Annotated in this window: 21 protein-coding genes; 12 read left to right on the top strand and 9 right to left on the bottom strand. The window is 55.9% G+C overall.

The window, feature by feature from the left end; all coding sequences use genetic code 11:
* The first annotated feature begins 52 nt into the window (after window positions 1-52).
* Together FJV47_RS01365 and rpsA are read left to right on the top strand one after the other, a co-directional pair.
* A complete protein-coding gene (locus FJV47_RS01365; protein WP_159609348.1) occupies window positions 53-1,366 on the top strand; it encodes a GNAT family N-acetyltransferase in 1,314 nt (437 codons plus the stop codon).
* Window positions 1,367-1,585: 219 nt separating this feature from the next.
* Complete coding sequence (gene rpsA, locus FJV47_RS01360; protein ID WP_159609347.1) at window positions 1,586-3,064, top strand: 30S ribosomal protein S1; 1,479 nt, start codon at window positions 1,586-1,588, stop codon at window positions 3,062-3,064.
* A 943-nt stretch (window positions 3,065-4,007) separates the two neighbouring features.
* On the opposite strand, the gene FJV47_RS01355 is transcribed toward rpsA, so the two are convergent.
* The 3 genes from FJV47_RS01355 to FJV47_RS01345 all read right to left on the bottom strand — a co-directional run bounded on the left by FJV47_RS01355 (window position 4,008) and on the right by FJV47_RS01345 (window position 7,571).
* Window positions 4,008-5,654: an HNH endonuclease signature motif containing protein gene (locus FJV47_RS01355; RefSeq protein ID WP_159609346.1), complete on the bottom strand. Its 1,647-nt coding sequence runs from the start codon at window positions 5,652-5,654 to the stop codon at window positions 4,008-4,010.
* Window positions 5,655-5,733: 79 nt separating this feature from the next.
* A complete protein-coding gene (locus FJV47_RS01350; RefSeq protein WP_235026296.1) occupies window positions 5,734-6,900 on the bottom strand; it encodes a class I SAM-dependent methyltransferase in 1,167 nt (388 codons plus the stop codon).
* Window positions 6,897-7,571 carry a YigZ family protein gene (locus FJV47_RS01345; RefSeq protein WP_159609345.1) on the bottom strand — a complete coding sequence of 225 codons (675 nt, stop codon included), beginning with the start codon at window positions 7,569-7,571 and terminating at the stop codon, window positions 6,897-6,899. Before FJV47_RS01345 ends, FJV47_RS01350 begins: the two co-directional genes overlap by 4 nt.
* 25 nt (window positions 7,572-7,596) lie before the next feature.
* Between FJV47_RS01345 and coaE the strand changes: the two genes are divergently transcribed.
* The 5 genes from coaE to FJV47_RS01320 all read left to right on the top strand — a co-directional run bounded on the left by coaE (window position 7,597) and on the right by FJV47_RS01320 (window position 12,437).
* Window positions 7,597-8,181, top strand: a complete 585-nt coding sequence (gene coaE, locus FJV47_RS01340; protein WP_159609344.1) for a dephospho-CoA kinase — start codon at window positions 7,597-7,599, stop codon at window positions 8,179-8,181.
* Window positions 8,182-8,195: 14 nt separating this feature from the next.
* On the top strand, window positions 8,196-8,444 hold the full coding sequence (locus FJV47_RS01335; RefSeq protein ID WP_159609343.1) for a hypothetical protein: 249 nt from the start codon (window positions 8,196-8,198) through the stop codon (window positions 8,442-8,444).
* Between the two features lie 73 nt (window positions 8,445-8,517).
* A complete protein-coding gene (gene uvrB / locus FJV47_RS01330) occupies window positions 8,518-10,605 on the top strand; it encodes an excinuclease ABC subunit UvrB (protein WP_159609342.1) in 2,088 nt (695 codons plus the stop codon).
* A 243-nt stretch (window positions 10,606-10,848) separates the two neighbouring features.
* A complete protein-coding gene (locus tag FJV47_RS01325) occupies window positions 10,849-11,886 on the top strand; it encodes a TerC family protein (RefSeq protein WP_159609341.1) in 1,038 nt (345 codons plus the stop codon).
* Window positions 11,887-11,984: 98 nt separating this feature from the next.
* The gene (locus FJV47_RS01320) at window positions 11,985-12,437 is read left to right on the top strand and encodes a MarR family winged helix-turn-helix transcriptional regulator (RefSeq protein WP_159609340.1); all 453 of its coding nucleotides are present in this window, start codon (window positions 11,985-11,987) and stop codon (window positions 12,435-12,437) included.
* 102 nt (window positions 12,438-12,539) lie between these two features.
* Here FJV47_RS01320 and FJV47_RS01315 read toward each other — a convergent pair whose 3' ends face one another.
* Together FJV47_RS01315 and FJV47_RS01310 are read right to left on the bottom strand one after the other, a co-directional pair.
* On the bottom strand, window positions 12,540-13,823 hold the full coding sequence (locus FJV47_RS01315) for an alpha/beta fold hydrolase (protein ID WP_159609339.1): 1,284 nt from the start codon (window positions 13,821-13,823) through the stop codon (window positions 12,540-12,542).
* Window positions 13,824-13,825: 2 nt separating this feature from the next.
* Window positions 13,826-14,311: a GNAT family N-acetyltransferase gene (locus FJV47_RS01310; protein WP_200831923.1), complete on the bottom strand. Its 486-nt coding sequence runs from the start codon at window positions 14,309-14,311 to the stop codon at window positions 13,826-13,828.
* A 62-nt stretch (window positions 14,312-14,373) separates the two neighbouring features.
* On the opposite strand from FJV47_RS01310, the gene FJV47_RS01305 reads away from it, so the two are divergent.
* Complete coding sequence (locus FJV47_RS01305; protein ID WP_159609338.1) at window positions 14,374-15,126, top strand: metal-dependent hydrolase; 753 nt, start codon at window positions 14,374-14,376, stop codon at window positions 15,124-15,126.
* Between the two features lie 38 nt (window positions 15,127-15,164).
* Complete coding sequence (locus FJV47_RS01300; RefSeq protein ID WP_159609337.1) at window positions 15,165-15,350, top strand: hypothetical protein; 186 nt, start codon at window positions 15,165-15,167, stop codon at window positions 15,348-15,350.
* A 17-nt stretch (window positions 15,351-15,367) separates the two neighbouring features.
* Here the strand turns inward: FJV47_RS01300 and FJV47_RS01295 are convergent, their stop codons facing one another.
* Genes FJV47_RS01295 through FJV47_RS01285 form a run of 3 tightly spaced genes read right to left on the bottom strand, consistent with a single transcriptional unit; the run spans window position 15,368 to window position 18,543 of the window.
* A complete protein-coding gene (locus tag FJV47_RS01295) occupies window positions 15,368-15,562 on the bottom strand; it encodes a hypothetical protein (protein WP_159609336.1) in 195 nt (64 codons plus the stop codon).
* A gap of 32 nt (window positions 15,563-15,594) precedes the next feature.
* On the bottom strand, window positions 15,595-16,005 hold the full coding sequence (locus FJV47_RS01290) for an NUDIX domain-containing protein (protein WP_159609335.1): 411 nt from the start codon (window positions 16,003-16,005) through the stop codon (window positions 15,595-15,597).
* Window positions 16,006-16,011: 6 nt separating this feature from the next.
* Window positions 16,012-18,543: an RNA helicase gene (locus FJV47_RS01285; protein ID WP_159609334.1), complete on the bottom strand. Its 2,532-nt coding sequence runs from the start codon at window positions 18,541-18,543 to the stop codon at window positions 16,012-16,014.
* A 77-nt stretch (window positions 18,544-18,620) separates the two neighbouring features.
* Between FJV47_RS01285 and FJV47_RS01280 the strand changes: the two genes are divergently transcribed.
* A complete protein-coding gene (locus tag FJV47_RS01280; RefSeq protein ID WP_159609333.1) occupies window positions 18,621-19,415 on the top strand; it encodes a methyltransferase domain-containing protein in 795 nt (264 codons plus the stop codon).
* A gap of 83 nt (window positions 19,416-19,498) precedes the next feature.
* Here FJV47_RS01280 and FJV47_RS01275 read toward each other — a convergent pair whose 3' ends face one another.
* Window positions 19,499-20,152: an MBL fold metallo-hydrolase gene (locus tag FJV47_RS01275; RefSeq protein ID WP_159609332.1), complete on the bottom strand. Its 654-nt coding sequence runs from the start codon at window positions 20,150-20,152 to the stop codon at window positions 19,499-19,501.
* Window positions 20,153-20,246: 94 nt separating this feature from the next.
* On the opposite strand from FJV47_RS01275, the gene FJV47_RS01270 reads away from it, so the two are divergent.
* A complete protein-coding gene (locus FJV47_RS01270) occupies window positions 20,247-20,624 on the top strand; it encodes a GntR family transcriptional regulator (protein ID WP_159609331.1) in 378 nt (125 codons plus the stop codon).
* A 168-nt stretch (window positions 20,625-20,792) separates the two neighbouring features.
* Complete coding sequence (locus FJV47_RS01265; RefSeq protein WP_159609330.1) at window positions 20,793-22,349, top strand: hypothetical protein; 1,557 nt, start codon at window positions 20,793-20,795, stop codon at window positions 22,347-22,349.
* The last annotated feature ends 59 nt before the right edge of the window (window positions 22,350-22,408 follow it).

The raw sequence follows: 22,408 nt of genomic DNA, 5'->3' as shown, positions 1-22,408 counted from the left end.
AGACGCGACGAATAGACTGGGGGTATTCGAGAACGCCATTGTGGGAGGACTCATGAACGAAACTGCGAAGCTGCACGCCCAGACGCGCACCTATCAGGCGACCGAGCGTACCGAGCAAAACGACGCGGCCATCAAGTTATTTCACCAAGCCACGGGCATTGGGTTCTACGAGCAGTTTCCGGCCGAGGAGAAGTTTGCCGAGGTTTTGACACTCACCTACGCGCAGCGCATGCGAGTCTCAATGGTGTTCGATCTCGCCGCACCGTCGGCCTCCCGCCATGCGGCTCATCCAGTGCATACCTATGGAACCTTCCCGGGATCGCTCAACGCAGGGGGCAATTCACTTGTGCCGGTGCATAAGATTACCGCTGTCACGGTTGCTCCCAGTTATCGTCGCCGAGGGCTTCTCACCGAACAAATTACTGCTGACCTTCACTACGCCCAAGAAGCAAGGTACCCATTGGCTGCTCTAAGCGCCTCTGAAGCGACGATTTACGGCCGGTACGGTTTCGAACCAGCAACTTATCAAACACGGTTCAAACTCAAGTGTGCGCAGGGGCTGAAGCTGCGCGTAAAGATTCCCGGACAAGTGGTGGAGATCGACCCGGCGCTTTTTGAAGAAGAATTTGCTGATCTGGCAGATCGCGCAATGAAGGCCACCTTTGGCTCCATCGATAGTTCTGCGTTTGACGATGGCTACGCATTGGGCCGTTGGGACAGCTGGGAAACGATGGACAAGCCCAAAAATTTGCGCTTCGCCGCGTACTATGACGCTGGTGGCACTCTAGGCGGTTTTGTCACCTACAAGTTTGCCGGATGGGACGAGCCGACCGAAAAATTGGTGGTCCACAAACTTATTGCGACGAGCGATTCGGCGCGCTTCAAACTCTTCGAATACCTCGGTAATCACGACCTCATTAAAGAAGTGCACGGTCAAGGACCGCTCGCAGATCCACTACGACAGGTTCTTGCGAACGCGCGTGACTATGAAGTCCGCTCCGTTGACGATGCGCTCTGGTTGCGAGTGTTGAACGTCGTCGACGCGTTTCAGGCCCGCCAGTACCTGCGCAACGCCAAAGTTGTACTGTCGATTCGTGATCGACTCAACCTCATCTCGGGGGATTACCTGTTTGAGGTATCTGATGGATCAGCGCACATAGCCCAGATCAGTTCTGATTCAAACCTGCCGGATCTTCCACAAGTTAGTCTTGACGAGCGGGATCTGGCTGGTCTGTACTTGGGAACCCTGTCATTGCAACAGCTTCTGGCCTCTGGTCGGGCTGAGCTGGCCGGTACGGAAACGTCGGCAGAGGTTCTACAGATGTTCGACGTCGTGAACGAAGCATTCACACCACATAGTTTTTAGGTTTGAGCCTAAATTTCAGGGCTCGTTATGACGAAGTTCACAAAATGCTGACGTGGATGTTAGCGGGTTACACTTTGACCCGCACTCTGGTATACGCGTAGACTTGTAAAGTCGTGCCATGGCTCCAGCTATGGCCGCAACCAAGTTTTACCCGTTCGAAATTCCGGGACTTCCGGGGTTTCGACTGACCAAATCTATCCACATCGGAGTCCCTACTACATGACCATCACCTCGAACGAGAACAACAGCGCACCAGTCGTCGCAATCAACGACATTGGAACTGCTGAGGACTTCTTGGCCGCAGTCGATGCCACCATCAAGTACTTCAACGATGGTGACCTCGTCGAAGGCACCGTCGTCAAGGTTGACCACGACGAAGTTCTGCTCGACATCGGTTACAAGACCGAAGGTGTCATCCCTTCCCGCGAGCTTTCCATCAAGCACGACGTTGACCCAGGTGAAGTTGTCACCGTTGGTGACAGCGTTGAAGCCTTGGTTCTGACCAAGGAAGACAAAGAAGGTCGCCTGATCCTGTCCAAGAAGCGTGCTCAGTACGAGCGTGCTTGGGGCGACATCGAAAAGATCAAGGAAGAGGACGGCGTCGTTACCGGTACCGTCATCGAGGTTGTCAAGGGTGGCCTCATCCTGGACATCGGCCTGCGTGGCTTCTTGCCAGCATCGCTCGTCGAGATGCGCCGTGTGCGCGACCTGGCTCCATACATCGGCCAGGAAATCGAAGCCAAGATCATCGAGCTGGACAAGAACCGCAACAACGTTGTGCTTTCCCGCCGTGCATGGCTTGAGCAGACCCAGTCCGAGGTTCGCTCGACCTTCCTCAACAAGCTGGAAAAGGGTCAGGTTCGTCCGGGCGTTGTTTCCTCCATCGTCAACTTCGGTGCATTCGTGGACCTTGGCGGCGTAGACGGTCTGGTACACGTATCCGAGCTGTCTTGGAAGCACATCGACCACCCATCCGAGGTTGTCGAGGTTGGCCAGGAAGTAACCGTGGAGGTTCTCGAAGTCGATCTGGACCGCGAGCGCGTTTCCCTGTCGCTGAAGGCTACCCAGGAAGATCCTTGGCAGACCTTCGCCCGCACTCACGCACTGGGTCAGGTTGTACCGGGCAAGGTTACCAAGCTGGTTCCATTCGGTGCGTTCGTACGCGTCGAAGACGGCATCGAAGGCCTGGTTCACATCTCCGAGCTTGCAGTTCGTCACGTTGAACTGGCTGAGCAGGTTGTCTCCGTTGGCGACGAACTGTTCGTCAAGGTTATCGACATCGACCTTGAGCGCCGCCGTATCTCGCTGTCGCTCAAGCAGGCTAACGAAGGTGTTGACCCAGAGGGCACCGAGTTCGACCCAGCACTCTACGGCATGGCTGCAGAGTACGACGAGGCCGGCAACTACAAGTACCCAGAGGGCTTCGACCCAGAGTCGAACGAATGGCTCGAAGGCTTCGACACCCAGCGCGCTGCATGGGAAGCACAGTACGCTGCTGCTCAGGAGCGTTGGGAAGCACACAAGAAGCAGGTTGCAGCTGCAATCGTCGCCGACGCAGAAGCAGAGCCTGCTGCTGCAGCCGGTGGCAACGAGCCAGCTCCAGCTTCGTACTCCTCGGAGGCTCCAGCCACCGATGCAGGTACCTTGGCTTCCGACGAAGCTCTTGCTGCACTGCGCGAGAAGCTGACCGGCAACTAATTTCGCCTCCTGTCTCGCGCAGGAATCGTAGTTAGCTTTAGCTGATATGAGAAGGCCCAACCCTTAGGGGTTGGGCCTTCTTGCATAACCAGGTGCGTTCACGACGTCATCGGCGGCACTCGTTGCGCTGATAGATCCGCTAGTGGAATAGTTCGCACTGACCAGACAAGCAAAATTTTCGGGCTATAGACTAAAGCGCCGCTAATCATGACCGGTCATTTATCGACAGGTAGGTCAAGTTGGGTACGGGCATGAACGGGCGGGCGACGAGCAACATCGAGTGCTCACGGGGTTAGTCCATCGCTCTGAGGCAGGTGAGTTGGGTATCGTGGCTTGGGAAAATCCTGTCAGTGTTTGCACCGGACCAACTGGGTTACGCGTAATGGGACGAACAATCATGAGCGCGCTAGAGACCATGAGTTGTAGCTACCGGACCTCTCAGACGAACAAGAGTTCGAAAATAATTTGTGGATCCACGCTTCATTTTTACCTCGGACTTCTGTCTGGTGCACGGCATTGAAATGGTCAACAGTTTGACGTCAACTCAGTTTCTGGCTCGTTCGACACAACCGTGGGTGTATGGACACCATCTGACCGGAAAAATACTCGCGGTTGCCAACCAATATATGCACTTTGTCGGTCTGACCGTTTGGGGTTCGCATCCCAATGAGGTACGGTCGCCGCGCCTCCATAGAGCCCGAGTGTAGGCTAACGAGTATTTTGCCCCGCTGCCAGCATTAGAACCGATAGGTCGCGCAAGGCGAAAGCTGAAGGTCGTAGACCCAGCGGGTAACACGCCGATTCCCGATTCGATCGAGACGAATACACGAGAAGAGATCGATCGTACTAGCCTGCGATCGGTAGGCGTATATGCAGTGGTCGTCCGGGCGCACGGGGCCAGGCGATTTCTCATTTAGGCGCGTGCATGAACGGGCGCTACTAACTAGGCAACGTCAGCGCGGTGGTAGGTGTTGCGCACCGGGGTCTGTGTGGGGTCCATAAACTGAGGAAGTATCACCTTAGGTACCCCGTCGTCGGGAATGACTTTGATCAAACCTGCATGCACGTCGTGATGATGCGTATCGCAGAGCATCGCGCTCCAATAGACCGCGGTGACACCACCCTGAGACCAAAACCTAATGTGGTGGATATTGCATCGTTCGGGTTCCATGCTGCATCCAGGGACGAGGCAGCCACCATCGCGCACTGCAACGCCAAGTCTCATGTAGCGCGGATGTTTACGATGGCTACGACCTATGTCCAGAATTTCGCCCTTGCCGCCCAACACCATCGGGATAATTTTGGCTTCGGCCAGGGTTTGGCGCAGGTCTGTGGCGCTGAGTTTGAAACCGTGTGCAGTAATACCGTGCGTTTTTGCTCGGCCTTCCAGCTCTTCCAGAGTCAATGTGACCACCACCTGAGGTTTGACGACCGGCGGGTCTGGATCAGCTGCTTCAGTTGCTGAATCGTCATCCGGGGTAGTCCGGTGGGTCATTTTCTCTTCAAGACGCTTCAGGCGCTTGGAATTGAGTCCGAGTAGGAGCATTAGCGCGTTCAGGTGTCGACCCGCGACCGATACCTCGGCAGAATCTGGTTCCTGTGCGCCAGCGGCTTCTTCGTCGGTGACAAAGTCGGGATGTTCGTCGGTAGCCTGATGATTTTTGGAGGACTCATCCTTGTAAGGCTCACGCGCCGCTTGGCCAGCACTTGAGCGTGGATTGTCGCTTTGGGCGAGCAATGACTCGAAAAGCTCAGAGCGAAGTGGTCGCAGTGCAACTTCATAATGAACCAAGCCGTGGTGTAGACCCTTGCGGAAGATTCCTTCCTGCGCCTCCGGCTGGTCCTCGGATTGACGTTCGCGGGCGGCCCTCATGACTTCATTGATGGCCTTGCGTCGAGTTTTTGGGTCCGTCTCGGCCATTTTCTCGTTAAGCTCGGATTCAAGTAGCTGCCCATCGCCGTTGAGCAAGGTGGAGGTCGTCGGCAGGGCAAATTCGTCGCGTTTTGGCTCCAGAGAATTCAGACGACGGGCCACGGAAAGAACCTCGGCCGGCGGGCGGTCGTGGTCACGAAAACGCTGTGTGAGCAGGGGAAACTGTGGTGGATACTGCTGATGTTGGTAGTCGAATTGAGCATAAACGTGGTGGGCGCTATCCATACGACGTGTGGCTTCGAAGTACTCAATGTGCAGCCAGGTCGCGCTCAAAGCAGTGGCCGATGGCATGGAGGGTCGTTGACCAGTTCGCTGAGCGGAAGTGTCAAAATCAACGATGCCCGCGCGTGCAGCGTCGAGCTCTTCAACAGTGAGGGTGTGGGCGCTGGTAGCTTCGACCAAGTGAGCGGTGTAAATCTGGGTCCGCAGAGATTCCTGTGCGATCGTTTCGGCGCTGCTGGCCAGAGCCAGTGCAAAGCGCGGGTCCTGCGTATGCTCCGGCGAGAGTGCCGACCCTGCAACAGAATCTGGGGTGATGCTCCGTTGCAGGGTCGCGATGAGCGTGGCGATCTCTAGGGCATCATCGGCTGTGAGGCACGAAGATTCCGTGATCGCTAGGGTAAGGACGGCAATCGCCTGGCCAACAGATTCGCTCATGGACCAAGGATGCACCGGCAAAACGGCGCTGACAACACGTCGCCGCCGGATGTGGAAAAGTTCGACGGTGCGTTCGCGCTTAGAGCTTGATCGTGGAGGTGACGGTGAAGGTCTTGTCGCGCGCCAATTGTGTGGTCGGCCCGATGCGGCGCTCCAATTCGTGGCGGTAGCGTAGGTGCGAATTAAAAACGCACAACAAGGTGCCACCGGGGGTAAGAGCGCGGGCGGCATCGTCGATCAATTTGAATGCGATGTCTGCGGTGACCGTATTGCCGATGTGGAAGGGCGGGTTGAGGGTAATTAGCGTGGCCGAGTTCTCCGGCAGTCGGGACAGGGCGTCGTCCTGCACGGCGGTGATGCGCTCGGACACCTCGTTAGCTTCGGCGGCGGCCAAAGTGGAAGCTACCGCGGAGGCCGAATGATCCGAGGCGTCGACACGCAAGTGGCGGTGGGTCAGCGCCGCATATACGCCGATGGATCCGTTGCCGCAGGCCAAGTCCACTAGGGTGGCGTGTGCACAAAGGTCGGGCAAATGCTCAAGGAGTAGACGGGTACCAGGATCCAGCCGGGCTGCCCCAAAAGTGCCGGCGCCGGCGTGCAGGTTGAAGCTGGTGCCACGCACGGTGTGGATGGCGGTGGCCGGGAAATTACTGGCGGTTTGTTCGGCTAGGGGATTACTGGCCGTCAAAACGCGGGATTTTTGTCGTGCGAGTGAGACATCAACACGAGCGAAGCGGGAGGATAAAACCTCGTTCATCGAACGGCTCATATGTTTGATGCGGCCGCCGGCGAATAACCGTGCGGTAGGTGTGGCGGAGCTGGCCAAGGCAGCGACCTGCTCGTCCAAAACATCCAAGCCACGGGGTAGGGCCAAAAGAATCGTCGAGGCCTGATCGGCGACTTGCGCCAGGGTGTAGAAGCTCAACCGATCCGTCAATTGCGGCAAAAGTTTTTGCGCATTGGCTTCGATCGCGCGGCGGGCGGTAAGCGAATCGGTGTGAACCCGAACCTGAGTGCTGCCCAGCGCCAGCGCGCCGAGGGTCAGTGCGCCGTAGTGATCGCCGACGATCGTGATGGACGCCGGCCAAGGTTGATCCTGGGTGGAGTGGGACTGTGCGCAGGTATCGATGATCAGCCGGTCGGCGGCGTCCGCGGCAAAGAGGTTTGGCGCCTGCACGTCGGGCCAACGGCTCAGCGCGGTGAACAGCTGGTCAAGGTCGGCAGTTGGCTCGGGTACGGTGTTCAAATCAGATCAACCCATCGGGTGTCGGCGGCGGTGAGTTTTCCGGCGCCGGCGGTGAGCGTGGCGACGTGGGTGTGTAGTTCGTCAGCGGCGGCCGGGGTATCGGGGATGCCGATGTGCACTAGCGCGGATTCGGCCAACCACTGCGTCGGTTCGATCTGGTAGCCGGCGGCGCGCAGTTCGTTTTCGTAGCGGGCGGCGGTGGCATGAGCTGCGGGCATGGTGTAAATTCGCAGGCGCTGGCGGGGGAGCAGCGCAGCCTGATCCAAGGCACTGGAGACGGCCTCTGAATAGGCACGAACCAAGCCGCCGGCACCAAGCTTAATGCCACCAAAGTAACGGACGACCACCGCCAAAACGTCGGTCAATACCCCATCATCGCCGGTTTCCCGCTTGGCTAGGGCATCAAGCATCGGAATCCCGGCGGTCCCCGAGGGCTCACCGTCGTCATTTGAACGTTGGGTCATCCGGTCAGGGCCAAGAATGAACGCGGTGCAATGGTGACGAGCATCAAAATGGGTCTTGCGCAAAGCCGCAATGTGCTCGCGCGCGGCGGACTCGGATTCAACCCGGAACAGGTAGGTGATGAAGCGCGAGCGCTTAATTTCCAGCTCGTGCACGCTGTCGCTGCGCAAAGTAGTGTAGCGGGTTGCGACCGATTCGTTGGTGTTCATCGCTAATAGTTTATAGGGTGGAAGCATGGTGCATGTGGGACTGACCGGGGGAGTGGCCTCGGGAAAATCGGCGGTGGCGACTAAATTGGCTGAACTCGGCGCGGTAGTGATCGACGCCGACGCGCTTTCGCGCGAGGTCGTGGCTCCCGGCACCCCGGGGCTAAATGCCATCAACAACACTTTTGGTCCAGATATTCTGTTGCCCGATTCTTCCTTGGACCGCAAGGCGTTGGGTGCGATCGTCTTCTCTGATGAGGAACAACGGCTCAAGCTCAACAACATCGTGCACCCGTTGGTGCGTGAGGCGGCAGCCAAGCTTCGTAGCCAAGCACCGGTCAATGCGCTCGTGGTCGAAGACATCCCGTTACTCGTTGAATCTTCACAGGCCGACAGGTTCGACGCGGTCATCGTCGTACAGGCCCCTCATGATGAACGAATCCGACGGATGATTCAGGACCGCGGATGGAGCGAAGAAGAAGCGAAATCCCGTATGGCGGCGCAGGCGACCGATGAGCAGCGGGCCGCGGTCGCAGATTATGTGTTGGATAATTCCGGTACCTTAGACGAATTACAGGCGCAAGTGAGTGCCCTGTACCAGCAGCTGACGTAAGCAGTAGGAGAAAAATGCGCAAAATTGCCAAATGGACGATGCTCGCTTCCTTCGCGGTGGCCCTAGTGCTCTGGTTAGGCTTTGGCGGTCGAGCCGAATTTGTCAGCCAGGAACAAGGCCCGTACTCACCGGTGGTTTACATTTCAGGGTGGCTAGCCCTGCTCGGAATTATCGCAGCCACGATCGTGACCATGGGCTTCTTCTCGCAATCGATCGGCCGCACCGTGCGCCGTAACGCCATCCGCTATGGGATGCGTAAGTAGTCAGCAGGTCTTTAAGCTGAAAGCTGGCTAGGCTGGGTCCCAAAGCGTGGGACACAGTGGATATGCTGGAAGCATGAGTCTTGCACAGCCGATTAAGCGGGTCGTCGCCCCATTCGAAGTTATCAGCGAATATGAGCCAGCCGGTGACCAGCCGGAGGCAATTAAGCAACTGACACAGCGGCTGAACAATGGTGAAAAAGACATTGTGCTACTCGGTGCGACTGGTACCGGTAAGTCCGCCACCACCGCGTGGTTGGTCGAACAGGTACAACGCCCCACCTTGGTGCTCGTGCAAAACAAAACTTTGGCGGCGCAGCTGGCCAACGAATTCCGCGAGCTGATGCCCAATAACGCGGTGGAGTATTTCGTCTCCTACTACGACTACTACCAGCCCGAGGCCTACGTGCCGCAGACCGATACCTTCATCGAAAAGGACTCCTCTATTAACGAGGAAGTCGAGCGGTTGCGCCACTCGGCCACCAATTCGCTGTTAACCCGCCGAGACACGATCGTGGTCGCCACGGTGTCGTGTATTTATGGTTTGGGTACTCCAGAAGAGTATGTGGCCGGTATGGTGACCGTTCGTGCGGGGGAAGAGCTGAACCGCGACGCGATGCTACGCCAGTTTGTGGCCATGCAGTACACCCGAAACGACATGGACTTCCATCGCGGTACTTTCCGTGTACGTGGAGACACGGTCGAAATTATCCCGATGTACGAAGAGCAAGCGGTACGCATCGAATTCTTCGGCGACGAAGTTGAAGCCATTTACACCCTGCACCCGGTGACCGGCGAAGTGATTCGTGAAGAAACCGAAATGTACATCTTCCCGGCCAGTCACTATGTTGCCGGCGCCGAGCGGATGGGCAAAGCCATCAAACGCATCGAAGACGAGCTCGCGGGGCGCCTCAAAGAACTGGAATCCCAAAATAAGTTAGTTGAAGCCCAGCGACTACGCATGCGCACCACCTACGACTTGGAAATGATGGAGCAGATGGGCTTCTGCAACGGCATCGAAAACTATTCGCGCCACATTGATGGCCGTGACGCGGGGTCTGCCCCGCACTGTTTGATCGACTACTTCCCGGATGACTTCTTGTTGGTGATTGATGAGTCGCACGTGACCGTTCCGCAGATCGGTGCCATGTACGAGGGTGATATGTCGCGCAAACGTACACTCGTGGAGCACGGATTCCGTCTGCCTAGCGCCATGGACAATCGTCCGCTGAAGTGGGATGAGTTCTTGGAGCGCATTGGGCAGACCGTCTACCTTTCGGCTACCCCAGGGAAGTACGAGCTAGGCAAATCCGATGGGTTCGTGGAGCAGATTATTCGTCCGACCGGACTGATCGACCCCGAAATTATAGTGAAGCCGACCAAGGGCCAGATTGACGATCTGCTTGATGAGATCCGCACCCGCGTGGATCGTGATGAACGTGTTCTGGTAACGACCTTGACCAAACGGATGGCCGAGGACCTGACCGACTATCTGACCGAGCATCAGGTGCGGGTGCAGTATTTGCACTCCGATGTGGATACCATTCGCCGTGTGGAATTGTTGCGAGAATTGCGTATGGGCTCATTTGATGTGCTGGTGGGCATCAACTTGCTGCGTGAAGGTTTGGACTTGCCCGAGGTCTCGCTTGTGGCCATCCTGGATGCCGACAAGCAGGGCTTCCTGCGCTCGGCCACGTCGCTGATCCAGACTATTGGTCGTGCCGCGCGTAACGTGTCGGGGCAGGTGATCATGTACGCGGATAAGATCACCGACGCCATGGACCAAGCGATCGAAGAAACCAATCGCCGTCGGACTATTCAAGAAGCTCATAACAAGGAACACGGCATTGACCCGATGCCGCTGCGCAAGAAGATCGCCGACATCACCGATCAGTTGGCTCGTGAAGACGCCGACACACAGGAGTTACTGAACAATAATCGTTTAGCTAAAGATGCAAAGCGCACCAAGGCTTCCTCATCGGTCCGCAAAGATGGTTTGGCCGCCGCGCCGGCGGAGGACCTGCTGACGCAGATTGAGGAGATGACCGAACAGATGCACGCGGCAGCGGCCGAGCTGCAATTTGAGCTGGCTGCTCGTATTCGTGATGAGGTGTCAGAGCTCAAGAAGGAACTGCGTCAGATGAAGGCGGCCGGTCACGCTTAGTCCTCGGTAGATTAATCCACGATTGCGTGAGTAAATAAGTCTGTGCAAATGCTGTGCGCTACAATGGATGCTTGGACGTAGGGGAGTATCCCAATGCTGTGAACGTCAACACGCGAATCAATGGCGATTCGCCGGGCGCAGCAGCCGATCACGAAACCGACTTGCGATGTATTCGGAGGTCAGGGTGAGGGCGGAGAGACTTGCGGCGATTTTCCATACCCTCCAACGAAAGGTCGCTCGTCCGTGGGCACTCATGGGTTAACCATTCAATTCGAGATCATCGCGCTAGTCGTGCTGTGTGCGGTACTTATCGCAGACTTGCTATACGTCACCAAGCGCCCGCACATTCCTTCCATGAAGGAAGCCGGCATTTTTGTCGGCATCTATATCGCCCTTGCACTCATTTTCGGCGGTATTCTTTGGTGGCAGGCAGGACCTCAGATCGGCCAAGAATTCTACGCTGGTTGGGTCACCGAATACGCGTTGTCCGTAGATAACCTGTTCGTCTTCATCATTATCATGGCGCGATTCTCGGTGCCGCGAAAGTATCAGCAAGAAGTGCTGATGTTCGGCATTATTATTGCGCTGATCCTGCGCGCGATCTTCATCGTCCTTGGTGCAGCGCTCATCGAGCAGTGGTCGTGGGTGTTCTATATCTTCGGTGCCTTCCTGATCTGGACCGCTTGGAACCAGCTCAAGGACGAAGACGAGGACGAAGAAAGTGGCCTGGTTAAGAAGCTGACCAGCCGCATGCCAATCTCCGATGACTTCGACGGCGCCAAGCTGCGCACCGTGGTCGACGGAAAGAAGCTGTTCACCCCAATGGTGTTGGTCTTCGTCACCATCGGTATGACCGACCTCTTGTTCGCCTTTGACTCGATCCCCGCAATCTTCGGTTTGACCAAGTCTGCTTTCATCGTATTCACCGCGAACATCTTCGCGCTGATGGGTTTGCGCCAGCTCTACTTCCTGCTCGGCGGTCTAATGAACCGACTGGTCTTCCTGAAGCACGCGCTGAGCTTCATCCTTGCTTTCATCGGTGTAAAGCTGGTCTTCCACGCACTGCACGAAAACAACCTGCCATTCATCAACGGTGGCCATCACCTGGATTACCCATGGCTGGATATCTCCACCGGACTATCCCTGCTGGTGATCCTTGGTGCGATTATTGTTGCCACGGTGCTCTCTCTGTGGACTCCATGGGGCAAGCGTGCTGCGGCCAACGCAGAGGCAGAGTCGATGACCTCGAGCTCGGATCGTGCTTCGCGCGACGACATCTAATAATTCCCGGATGCCCGCCGGACGATCCTTAGGGATCGCTCTGGCGGGCTTTTCTGGCCCCATTGAAACCATCGAACATCTTTGGAGGGAGAAATCTCATGAGCGATGCACCGATTGATCTTGGCGCGATAGCGGCTGAGCTGGCGCAGGCTTCGGGGAAGATGACACGTTTACTGGGTGAAAGCGTCGGGGAGGGTCGTTCAGATACAGCGTGGCGTGTGCTCGGTTCGTTGGAACGTGTGAAGTCGCAACGTGTTGGTGAGCTGGCCGCCGAACAGCGGGTCGCTCAACCAACGATGACCGGTCTGGTGATCCGGCTTGAAAAAGATCGAATGGTCAAGCGCCATGGTGATCCAAAAGATCGCCGTGTAGCCCTAGTGAATCTGACTAAGCGCGGGCAGAAGGCTGTAGGTCGCTATCGCGAACGGGCCACAAACCTTTTGCTTGATGGCATCGAAGCGTTCAGTGAAGAAGACCAAGCAGTTTTAGCAAGGGCCTTAGTACTCATGCAACGGCTCAACGCTGAGATGGCGGACGACTTAGATGACTAGCCACTGGTCGTAGTAACTAGGCAGTATCAGTACCGCACAGAAAAAGGCGTGTGTTTCCCACTATGAGGATGGGAGGCACACGCCTTTGCTGTTTTGGTCAGGTTAGTCTTTGGCGGCTACTTCGGGATCCTCACCGTTGGTCATGGCTAGTAGGCGGCGGAAGATGGCTGGTCCATCGTCGCCGATTCCATCGTGATGGTACTGATCGGTGACCCAGGTCTGCAGACCTGCCACCTGCGAGGCGGTGCGCAAGGACAGTTCCCGATCGACGTAAACGTCGTCGTGATACACCGCTGCAGCCACGGGAACTGTGTTTTTCGCCAGCACCTCGAGGTCGTACAGTGGGGCGAAATGTTCGTGCTCGGCCAAGATGCGTGCCACGTCTTCGAGAGGGCGCAAAGCGGGGTCTTCGGCGAAATGCCAACGGAAGATCATTTCGCCGGTGAGTAACGGTGTGTCAGCCTGCGAGGTGAACTCCGGGAACTCGGCAAGCACTTGTTCGGCAGCGAAGTTCGTTGGCTGACCCTGAGCATAAATCGTCTCATGCATCAGCGCATACAGTGGGTTCGATGCGAACGAGGCCTGTGCCTGCAACGCGTCCAAGAACGTATCTGAGAGGCGACGACCGCCTGGAGTCTGGCAGAAGGCCTCTTCAAAGATGTGGTGCAACAGGTGCACTCGGGTATTACCGCCAAGGTACATGCCCAACATTTGTACTAGCGGTACCGTGACTTGTTGGCCATTGGGCAGATGCTCGTCGTGGTTCTCCCTCACGTGCTGATAGATATCATGCAGAGCGTTCAGGTCCTGGGGGTACCAAGAGAAGAACTCACGGTTGCGCTCAGCCATTCGTGCATAGGTTGCCCGATACACCGTTTTTGCGTCCTGATCTAGCGATGCTAGACCGCCGGTGACCACGCTGCGGGTGAGCGACTGCGGAAACATTGATAGATAAGTCAGGGTGCAGAATCCGCCGTAGCTCTGACCAAAGGTACTCCACCTCTCCACGCCGAGATGCATACGAAGCGCCTCGGCATCTCTCACGATGGAATCGGCACGGAAATGTTCTAGATAGCGTGCTTGAGCAGCGGAATCTCCGCGCAGTGGCAGGGTCTGTCGGTTGGCTGGCGTGGATAGGCCGGTGCCGCGCTGATCGAGTAATAGCACGCGGAAATGCTTGGTCGCCTCGGCCAACCAGCCAGAAAGCGAACCAGGTCGAGGAGACTTTCCGCCAGGTCCACCCTGTAAGAAGAGCAAGTAGGGTTTGGTCGAATCGGTACTCACCTCACGGGCGAAAACCGTAATTTGTTCGCCTTCAGGACGTGAGTGGTCTAGCGGAACGTCGATGCGATGATCGGTGACGTTCATGCCCCGGTACTGTGCCATGGCTATTCTCCTTGCGATCCAAGTGCTTCCAAAGCGGAGCCATCTAGTCGGCGGGTAGTCCAGCCATCCTGAGATCCCGCGCCGATTGAGTCATAAAATTTGATGGCGGGTTCGTTCCAATCCAGCACGTCCCATTCCAAACGTTTGTAGCCGCGCTCGACACAAATCTGTGCCAGCTGACGAAGTAGAGCCGTTCCGGTGCCTAAGCCTCGCTGGCTGGAACGTACGTAAAGGTCTTCCAGATGGATACCATGTCGCCCCTCCCACGTGGAGTAGGTGAGATACCAGATGGCGATGCCAACGATCTGGCCCTGCTGATCTTCAGCGACGTGAGCGAAAGCCCGTGGGCTAGGACCGAAGAGGTGCGTTTCTAGCTGGGCCACGGTATTGCGTACCGCATCCGGCTCCTTTTCGTACACCGCCAGTTCCTGAATTAGTTCCAAAATCTCAGAGCAGTCCTCGACGACCGCTTCGCGCACAATACTCATGTGTTCTAGCTTACCGCTGTCATGTCGCTAAAACGTCGGTGACCAGTCCTAAGGTTGAATGCATGATGGGTGGACACCACGCGGTGAGCGGCGCAGCCGCATGGTTGGCAATTACAACTCCAGTCACCGTGGGAACGGTGAACCTGGGGCTTGGCACCTTCCATATGGACCGTTGGGAAACCCTAGCCGGCGCCATCGTATGCGCGGGTGCCGCACTGTTGCCGGACGCTGACCACCACGGTGCAACGATCGCTCGATCACTGCCACCATTTTCGTCGATTTTTGCCAGAGTGGTTGGTGAAGTATCCGGCGGACACCGAAACGGTACACACTCCATCATCGGGATCGCCTTCTTCATTCTTCTCGCGTGGTTGGCCAACGGGTGGGATGTTGCCACCGCGGCCCTGGGAACTATTTACCCAGGCGCGGCGCTGTTCGCGATTCTGCTCATTTCCTTCGCAGTGAAGTCGGTGAAGTTCATGCCGCCGATGCTTTGCTGGATCATAGCTTTGGCTACCGGCGCCTTTGTCGGGGTGAACGCGCCGGAAGAAAACGCTTGGTTCCTGTTGGCGGTGGCCGTCGGAGTGATAGTCCACGTGGTCGGTGACATGCTGACCGTGGGCGGCTGCAACTTGATTTGGCCGATTAAAATTGGCTCCCCGCGCTGGTTCCGCAGATTGCCGTTGATCGGCGGTTGTTGGAAGGCCAATGGACGATTAGCAATTCCGGTCCTTGCAGAGACAGGCTCGACGGCCGAATGGCTTTTAGCAACCTTGCTGACTACCTACGTAGGTATCGCACTGATCGTTGCCTAGGTTGTTGACTGTTTTTTTGATCTGGCATCATCCGTTTTATGCACATCGAATTCACCCGACGGTTGCCATGGGCTGAGATTCCTAGTGAGTTACGTTCACTGATCGAGCGGGCGCTAGGCGCAGCGGTGGTCCAAGCTACCAGCCATTTTGGCGGTTCTTCGCCGGGAAGTGCAGATCTCCTTGAACTGCGCGACGGCAGAGTGGTCTTTGCCAAGGCCCCTTAACGAACGTTTGCTACTTATCAGTTATTGGCCTTGGGGATCCGTAGGTTTTCCCCGAGATAGATCAATGCCAAACCGAGCGCCAAAACCCCGAACTGGAAGAGCGTAAATACGAGCGCTTCGGTGGCAAACAGCGCTGACCAGCCGCTGAGCAAGCCGATCATCACAAACAGCACGACGCACGCCCCCAAGAGGCGAAGCTGGAATCCGTTCATGGCCATACCCTACGACAACGGCTCGTCCTTGGCTACTGTTTTTGTGCTAGCCGATGCAAGGCAGATAGTTCATGAAGAACAACGTTGGGCGGAAGATCCTTGAGGGAAAACCAGCGGAGATCTGCTGCCCGATCCGGTTCGGCAATCGCTGGATTTCCTGACCACTTCCGCGTGAAGAAGAAATGGTCTTCGACGAACTTTGCTGAATCGGTCCGGTCATCTCGCCGTTGCACAACGGCAAGTGGGTGCAAATCTGCCTCCTCAAGGCAGAGTCCGAGTTCTTCCCGGGCTTCACGAATCACTGCCGCTGTGGGCGATTCCCCGGGTTCGATGTGTCCGGCAGCAGCCGCGCTCCACATGCCGTCCATGAAACCAGTGCCTTGCCGCAGTTGCAGCAAGACCTGGCATTCACGAATTAGTAGCGCATAAACAATCGCCGTCAACTAAAGCTAGTCCAATCGGCCCACGGACGTTACCGTCACCACGGGGGAGCCGACCTCATCTGAGTCGTCCAATGAGATCGTAGCGCTGATTCCCCAGTCGTGGTGCTCTGCTGGGTCGGCGAAAATCTGGCGAACTTCCCACACACGGTTGGGTAGTTCGTTGACGATGAATAGAGCATTGCTACGACCGGCCGGACCGTCGTCGATGTCATCGTGCTCATCAAAGTAACCGTCCAAGGCATCGGCCCAAGCATCGGCGTCGAAGCCACTGTGAGCATCGAGTTCACCGAGGGCATGGTCTTGTTCATCGGCAAAAAGCTTGACCCTGCGGAACATTTCATTGCGCACCATCACACGGAAGGCCCGCTTATTGCTGGTCAGCTTTTCCGGAGTCGGAGGTGGCGCAGTTTCGGTTTCCTCGTGCAGTTCACCGCGAGAGAGCTCTTCCCACTCGTCCAGCAGCGAGGAGTCAATCTGTCGGATCATTTCGCCGAGCCACTCGATCAAATCTTCGAGATCTTCGCGAAGTGCATCTTGCGGAACCGTTTGGCGCAGCGCTTTGTACGCGTCGGTCAGGTAGCGCAAGAGCACCCCTTCAGAACGTGCCAGCTGGTAGTACTGAACAAAATCGGAGAAGCCCATGGCTCGTTCGTACATGTCGCGCACGATCGACTTTGGCTGCACCTCAAAATCGGCGAGCCATGGCGCACCTGTACGGTACTGCTCAAAGGCCGATTCCAACTTTTCGGCCAGTGGCATTGGATAGGTGATCTCATCCAGAGCATTCATCCGGTCGTTGTAGTCCATGCCATCAGCCTTCATCGCGGCAATAGCTTCACCGCGGGCCTTCTTCTCCTGACCGGAGAGCACCTGGCGTGGCTTTTCTAACGTAGCTTCGATGACCGATACCACATCCAGTGCGTAGCTGGCTGAATCTGGATCCAAGAGATCCAGGGCCGCGAGTGCGAAGGGCGACAACGGCTGGTTGAGTGCAAAGTTTTGCTGCAAATGCACGGTCAGCTCGTAGTAGTTCCCGTATTCATCAGGCTCGTCTCGACGGACGACGACCTCGGTGGCGATCAACTCGCGCAAGATCCCCAAGGCGCGTAGCTTCAACTTGCGCTGAGTTGCCGGAGTCTCGTGATTCTCGCTGAGCAACCGGACGGCTGCTTCGAAGGCGTTATCTTCGCGTTCTAGCAGGTTCAGCAGCATGGAGTGCGAGACTTGGAAAGAGGACTTGAGCGTTTCTGGGGCAGCGGCGACGATCTTTTCGAAAGTTTTCTCGCCCCAGGTGACGAAGTTCTGTGGTGGCTTTTTCTTCGGAATCTGCTTGAGCTTCGAGGAGCCTTCGCCGTGCTTCTTCAGTGCCTTTTCCATGGCCTTGTGATTTTCGATCGCGTGTTCAGGGGCCTGAACCAAGACGGTGCCAGCAGTATCAAAACCGGCCCGCCCCGCACGCCCAGCAATCTGGTGGAATTCACGAGCATTAACGATGCGAGTGCGCGTACCATCGAACTTCGACAAGGCCGTGAGTACTACTGTGCGGATGGGGACATTGATTCCCACGCCCAGGGTGTCGGTACCGCAGATCACCTTGAGCAGACCTGCTTGGGCCAATTGCTCAACGAGTCGGCGGTACTTCGGAAGCATTCCGGCGTGGTGGATGCCGATGCCATGCCGAACCAAACGGTTTAGCGTTTTGCCAAAACCAGCGGCAAAACGGAAGCCGCCAATCATTTCGGAAATTTTTTCTTTTTCCTCACGAGTTGCCACGTTGATGCTCATCAACCCGGTTGCTCGATCGATCGCGTCGAGCTGGGAGAAGTGAACTATATAGATCGGGACCTGCTTGGTCTTGATCAGTTCCTCTACGGCCTCTTGCACCGGCTCCATAGAGTAGTAGAAGTGCAGAGGGATCGGACGCTCGGTATGAGCGACGGTTACTGTTGGTGTGCCGGTGCGCTCTTCGAGTTCCTTCTCAAAGCGGGTCACATCGCCCAAGGTAGCACTCATGAGGAGGAACTGTGCCTGAGGCAGTTCAATGAGCGGAACCTGCCACGCCCAGCCTCGCTGCGGATCAGCATAGAAGTGGAACTCATCCATAATCACGCAGCCCACGTCGGCCTTGGATCCTTCGCGCAACGCAATATTTGCCAGGATTTCTGCGGTACAGCAGATGATCGGGGCATCGGCATTTACCGAGGAGTCACCGGTCACCATGCCAACGTTCTCGGCCCCAAAAATCTTGCATAGATCAAAGAACTTTTCCGAGACGAGCGCCTTGATTGGGGCGGTGTAGAAGCTGATTTGATCGCGGGACATCGCGTAGAAGTGAGCGGCGATGGCGACCATTGACTTGCCGGAGCCTGTTGGGGTGGCAAGGATGACATTATTGCCGCCGGCCAGCGCCATTGAGGCTTCATCTTGGGCGGGGTAGAGGTTGATGCCGCGGGAGGTAACCCATTGGCCGAAAGCCTCATAGATTTCGTCGTCGGAAACGCTTTTGCTGTCTGCTGGCAAGTAATCGGTGAGCAACATGATGCTACTAGCCTATCGGGTGAGACCGGTGGCTGAGTGCCTATTGAGGCGCAGAGCTAAAGGTTTAGGCTTAGGGCATGAAATGGGATCCAGCAAAGTACACAGAATTCTCCGACTATCGCGGACGGCCATATAAGGATCTGCTCGGACAATTATCCGAGATTAACCCTAAGAAGATTGTCGATCTGGGCTGCGGCCCGGGAAATATGACTCGGTTATTGGCGCAACGGTGGCCCGACGCTCAGGTGACGGGGCTTGACTCGTCGGCAGAAATGATCGCCAAAGCTCAATCTGCCGAACATGAAGAGAACTTGGAGTTTGCGCTGGCCGACGCGAGAGTCTGGCAACCAGAAGAAGAGACCGATTTGTTGTTTTCCAACGCGATGTTGCAGTGGCTTCCGGAGCATCGTGAGCTACTGACCTCATGGCTGGAGAACATGAAGGTAGGATCCTACGTAGCCATTCAGATGCCGGGCAACTTCGCCTCCCCATCACATGCGTTAATGAGGGAGGTCGCCGAGAGTCCCAAATGGGTTCACAAACTCGGGGGAATCCTTCGCGGCGGCACTGTTGTGGGAGAACCAGATGAATATCAACGTTTGCTGTTGAGCGCAGGGTTCCAGGCTAATGTTTGGGAGAGTACTTTCCATCAGCTACTCATGGGCGATGACCCCATCGTTGACTGGGTACGCGGCACTGCATTGCTGCCCGTAAAGGCGACCTTGAATTCGTCGGAGTATGTGGAATTCGAAAACGATTATCGTGCTGCGGTTTCTGCGTCCTATCCTTCTTTCCAAGCGCCTGATGGGACGAGACTGACGAACTTCCCGTTCCGTCGTCTGTTCATGGTTGGTCACAAATTGGCCCGGTAATTCACTACGGGACTGCACGCGTGCACGAGAATACAAGCAATGAGGTGCCCGGAGAACTGTCTCCGGGCACCTCACCAAGTTGTTTACCAGCCGCGCTCGCGCCACTCATCTAAGTGTGGGCGCTCGGTGCCTAGCGTTGTAGTATCTCCGTGACCCGGCAGTACCTTGGTTGCGTCGGGGAAACGATCGAAGACTCTTTCGGAAACGTCGGTAATGAGCGATAAGAATCGCTGCGGGTCTTTCCAGGTGTTGCCCACTCCGCCAGGGAACAGGCTGTCACCACTAAAAAGGACAGGCTGGCCGGAGGAATCGACCAGCGCGTAACCGAGGGAGCCAGGCGTATGTCCGCGTAGGTGAATGGCTTCAATTACCACGTCCCCAAGTTTGAGCTGGTCACCGTGATTCAGTCCATTCGTGATCTGAACCCCGGATTCTTCGGCAATGCCAGCCATGTCTTCAGCCCCGGCGTAGGTTGTAACCGGGTGCTTTTCGATCACGTCGGCCAGCGCACGAACATGGTCCCAGTGCTGATGGGTGGTTGCCACTGCCACGATCTGAGCGTTTTGCGCATCACCCTGTGCAGCCTGAATGAGCTCTGCAATTGCGGGAGCGTCGTCGGCGGCATCAATCAAAAGTTGTTCGCCCGAGCGACGATTGGTCACGAGGTAAACATTGTTAGCCATGTCTGAAACAGAGGTCCAGCGAATGGTCACATCATCTAGCAATAGTTCATTCATACCACTCACACTACGACGGAATACATGGTCAATGCGACCATTAAAGATAGGCTCGGTGCAGCAGAAGATACAGGTTCAACGACAGGAGCGTAGCATGAGCGAATTAGCATTCATCAAAATTGACCCCAAGTCCTCCGTGGCGCCGTACCAACAGGTCCGCGAACAAATCCTCTCTGCGATTGCCAAAGGCAAACTGGCCCCGGGTACTAAGTTGCCTTCTGTTCGGGCGTTATCAGGGACCCTAAATCTGGCGGTCAACACCGTTGCCAAAGTGTACAAAGAACTCGAACTGCAGGGAGCTGTAGTCACCCGTGGTCGACATGGAACCGTAGTACAGGCAGCCGATGACCGTGGCGAACAAGAAGTGAGTGATGCTGCCGCAGACCTCGCTCGAATTGCCCAGCTCTGGTCAGTGGACGAAGCCACAGCGGTCAAATACCTTCGAGCCGCCTTTAGCTCCCTGCCACGCTAGACACGTGTCGTTGGAAAGTATCGAATGAGGGCGCTGCAGCGTCAGCGAAGCTAGGTACTCGAACCGAGAGAAACGGTTCACGGAAATTTGTGGATAACCCCCGAATCATTTTGAAATCTGGGCCTAGACTCTGGAACTATTCAACGTTTCACGGGGTAGGGAAACACCATGATTTCGGACCGAAGTGGCTCCAAGGCATCCATTGCTGCCAAGCTGGCGACGTCCAGCGCACGGATTTTCAGCCTAGCTGTGTCAGGTTGCACCACGAGCCACGGCCAATCAACAGAGCAAACACCTCATATACAAGCAGCTGTTCCGGCCACTGTCGCATGGAAAAGCAAAGAGGTGCTCGTCTCTGATGTGTATGTTGAGGGCAACGTAGCTATTGCTTATCGGCGCCAAGGTCCTCAGTTGGAAATCATTGCGAGGGATCTGAAGACCGGTAAGCAAATTTGGAAAGACGAAGCTCTGGGAGCATCGGATATGCGGGGAGTACCCCCAGAAGTCCAAATTCTCGATCATGAGGACAACTTATACATTGCCTACCTTGGTGCGAGAACCGGCGGCTACGGTGAACTCAATCTTGCAAACGTTGCCACAGGCAAGAAATTCAAGGTTAAAAACACCTTTGATTACTGGGGCGAGCGACCGTACGTGTGTGGCGAGACTTTTTGTACGTCAGGTGCCATGGCCCGAGACAATCAGTTTCAAGGGAAAATCCATCTCAAACTTGACTGGGGAAGAAAGCAGTGGCGTTCGCTTCCAGACGATGATGTTGCGCTGGGACTCAAAAAAGACGGCGAACGATTAGGCCAAGGCGTGATCTCGTATTGGGATGATGACCAAGAAATGCTCAGCTACACGCGTGGAAGTAAGACCCTTTGGAATCGTCATTATGAAAATGTTTTCGCCAACGGCTATTCATCTTGGGAAGGTGCTGTTTGGGAAGCAACCGGAGAAAGCGGAAATGTTTTACTCGGCTATGGAGCCCACGCCCAGGACGAATTTTTCGAAGATGATAAGAAGAAGGTCACGTACTCCCTTGCGGACCTTTCAAAAGTAGTCGCTCTTGACGCAACATCTGGTCGCGAACTATGGCATCAAAAAGGCGTTGCTTGGTCTTGTGGGTCTATGGAAGGGCAAGGAATGTCGGTCAAGAATGGGATTCTCGCAACATGCTATTACGACAGCGGCAAACAAACTTTAACTTCGACTCGACAGGATCGATACAAATCCAAGAGCGAAGATGCCACGTGGAAGGTCGTAGGAATTGCTGTCAGATCTGGTGAAGTGAAATGGCGGAAAAGATTACAGGACCCTTACGAATTCTCGAAGCGCAAGGAAGGCGCTGGCCGCCCGTTCTCCTCAGATTCCTCATGGATTCTCCCAACGGCGAGTGGTGACAAGATTGTTAATGTCGCTGGGGAGGAAGCACCTTTGCAAGACGAGATCGGTGAAAACGTACTATGTAACGTCGACCGAGATTCCTACTATATTTACTCTTCCACTTTGGGAACCGAAGCTCCGTGGGAGCATAAGGCTTCTGGAGAAACCTATTTTGTTGACGCGCAATCAGTTTGCAAACGCGGTACATGGAAGCCAACTGAAGCAATTCCTAACGTTGACGAGTTCAAGAGAGCCGGTTTTAGGGATGAACAGTTAGTTGTGTTCAGCGGGTTGGAGGGCATGACTGCCTACCGAATGACGCCCGAAGAAGGAAAGTAGGTTCGCAACTGCGCTCGCCGAGCCCGGGGAAAACTTGTAAAAAAATTTCTGTGAGATAG

The sequence above is a fragment of the Glutamicibacter sp. JC586 genome, assembly GCF_009805585.1.
Classification (GTDB): domain Bacteria; phylum Actinomycetota; class Actinomycetes; order Actinomycetales; family Micrococcaceae; genus Glutamicibacter.
The sequence above is the reverse complement of the archived record's forward strand: the minus strand, read 5'-3'. Positions and strand labels throughout refer to the sequence as shown.

Excerpts from the sequence above, each read along its gene's own strand:
- FJV47_RS01365 (WP_159609348.1), top strand. The coding sequence starts at position 53 with ATGAACGAAACTGCGAAGCTGCACGCCCAGACGCGCACCTATCAGGCG.
- rpsA (WP_159609347.1), top strand. The coding sequence starts at position 1,586 with ATGACCATCACCTCGAACGAGAACAACAGCGCACCAGTCGTCGCAATC.
- FJV47_RS01355 (WP_159609346.1), bottom strand. The coding sequence starts at position 5,654 with ATGAGCGAATCTGTTGGCCAGGCGATTGCCGTCCTTACCCTAGCGATC.
- FJV47_RS01345 (WP_159609345.1), bottom strand. The coding sequence starts at position 7,571 with ATGAACACCAACGAATCGGTCGCAACCCGCTACACTACTTTGCGCAGC.
- coaE (WP_159609344.1), top strand. The coding sequence starts at position 7,597 with ATGGTGCATGTGGGACTGACCGGGGGAGTGGCCTCGGGAAAATCGGCG.
- FJV47_RS01335 (WP_159609343.1), top strand. The coding sequence starts at position 8,196 with ATGCGCAAAATTGCCAAATGGACGATGCTCGCTTCCTTCGCGGTGGCC.
- uvrB (WP_159609342.1), top strand. The coding sequence starts at position 8,518 with ATGAGTCTTGCACAGCCGATTAAGCGGGTCGTCGCCCCATTCGAAGTT.
- FJV47_RS01320 (WP_159609340.1), top strand. The coding sequence starts at position 11,985 with ATGAGCGATGCACCGATTGATCTTGGCGCGATAGCGGCTGAGCTGGCG.
- FJV47_RS01315 (WP_159609339.1), bottom strand. The coding sequence starts at position 13,823 with ATGGCACAGTACCGGGGCATGAACGTCACCGATCATCGCATCGACGTT.
- FJV47_RS01310 (WP_200831923.1), bottom strand. The coding sequence starts at position 14,311 with ATGAGTATTGTGCGCGAAGCGGTCGTCGAGGACTGCTCTGAGATTTTG.
- FJV47_RS01305 (WP_159609338.1), top strand. The coding sequence starts at position 14,374 with ATGATGGGTGGACACCACGCGGTGAGCGGCGCAGCCGCATGGTTGGCA.
- FJV47_RS01300 (WP_159609337.1), top strand. The coding sequence starts at position 15,165 with ATGCACATCGAATTCACCCGACGGTTGCCATGGGCTGAGATTCCTAGT.
- FJV47_RS01295 (WP_159609336.1), bottom strand. The coding sequence starts at position 15,562 with ATGAACGGATTCCAGCTTCGCCTCTTGGGGGCGTGCGTCGTGCTGTTT.
- FJV47_RS01285 (WP_159609334.1), bottom strand. The coding sequence starts at position 18,543 with ATGTTGCTCACCGATTACTTGCCAGCAGACAGCAAAAGCGTTTCCGAC.
- FJV47_RS01280 (WP_159609333.1), top strand. The coding sequence starts at position 18,621 with ATGAAATGGGATCCAGCAAAGTACACAGAATTCTCCGACTATCGCGGA.
- FJV47_RS01275 (WP_159609332.1), bottom strand. The coding sequence starts at position 20,152 with ATGAATGAACTATTGCTAGATGATGTGACCATTCGCTGGACCTCTGTT.
- FJV47_RS01270 (WP_159609331.1), top strand. The coding sequence starts at position 20,247 with ATGAGCGAATTAGCATTCATCAAAATTGACCCCAAGTCCTCCGTGGCG.
- FJV47_RS01265 (WP_159609330.1), top strand. The coding sequence starts at position 20,793 with ATGATTTCGGACCGAAGTGGCTCCAAGGCATCCATTGCTGCCAAGCTG.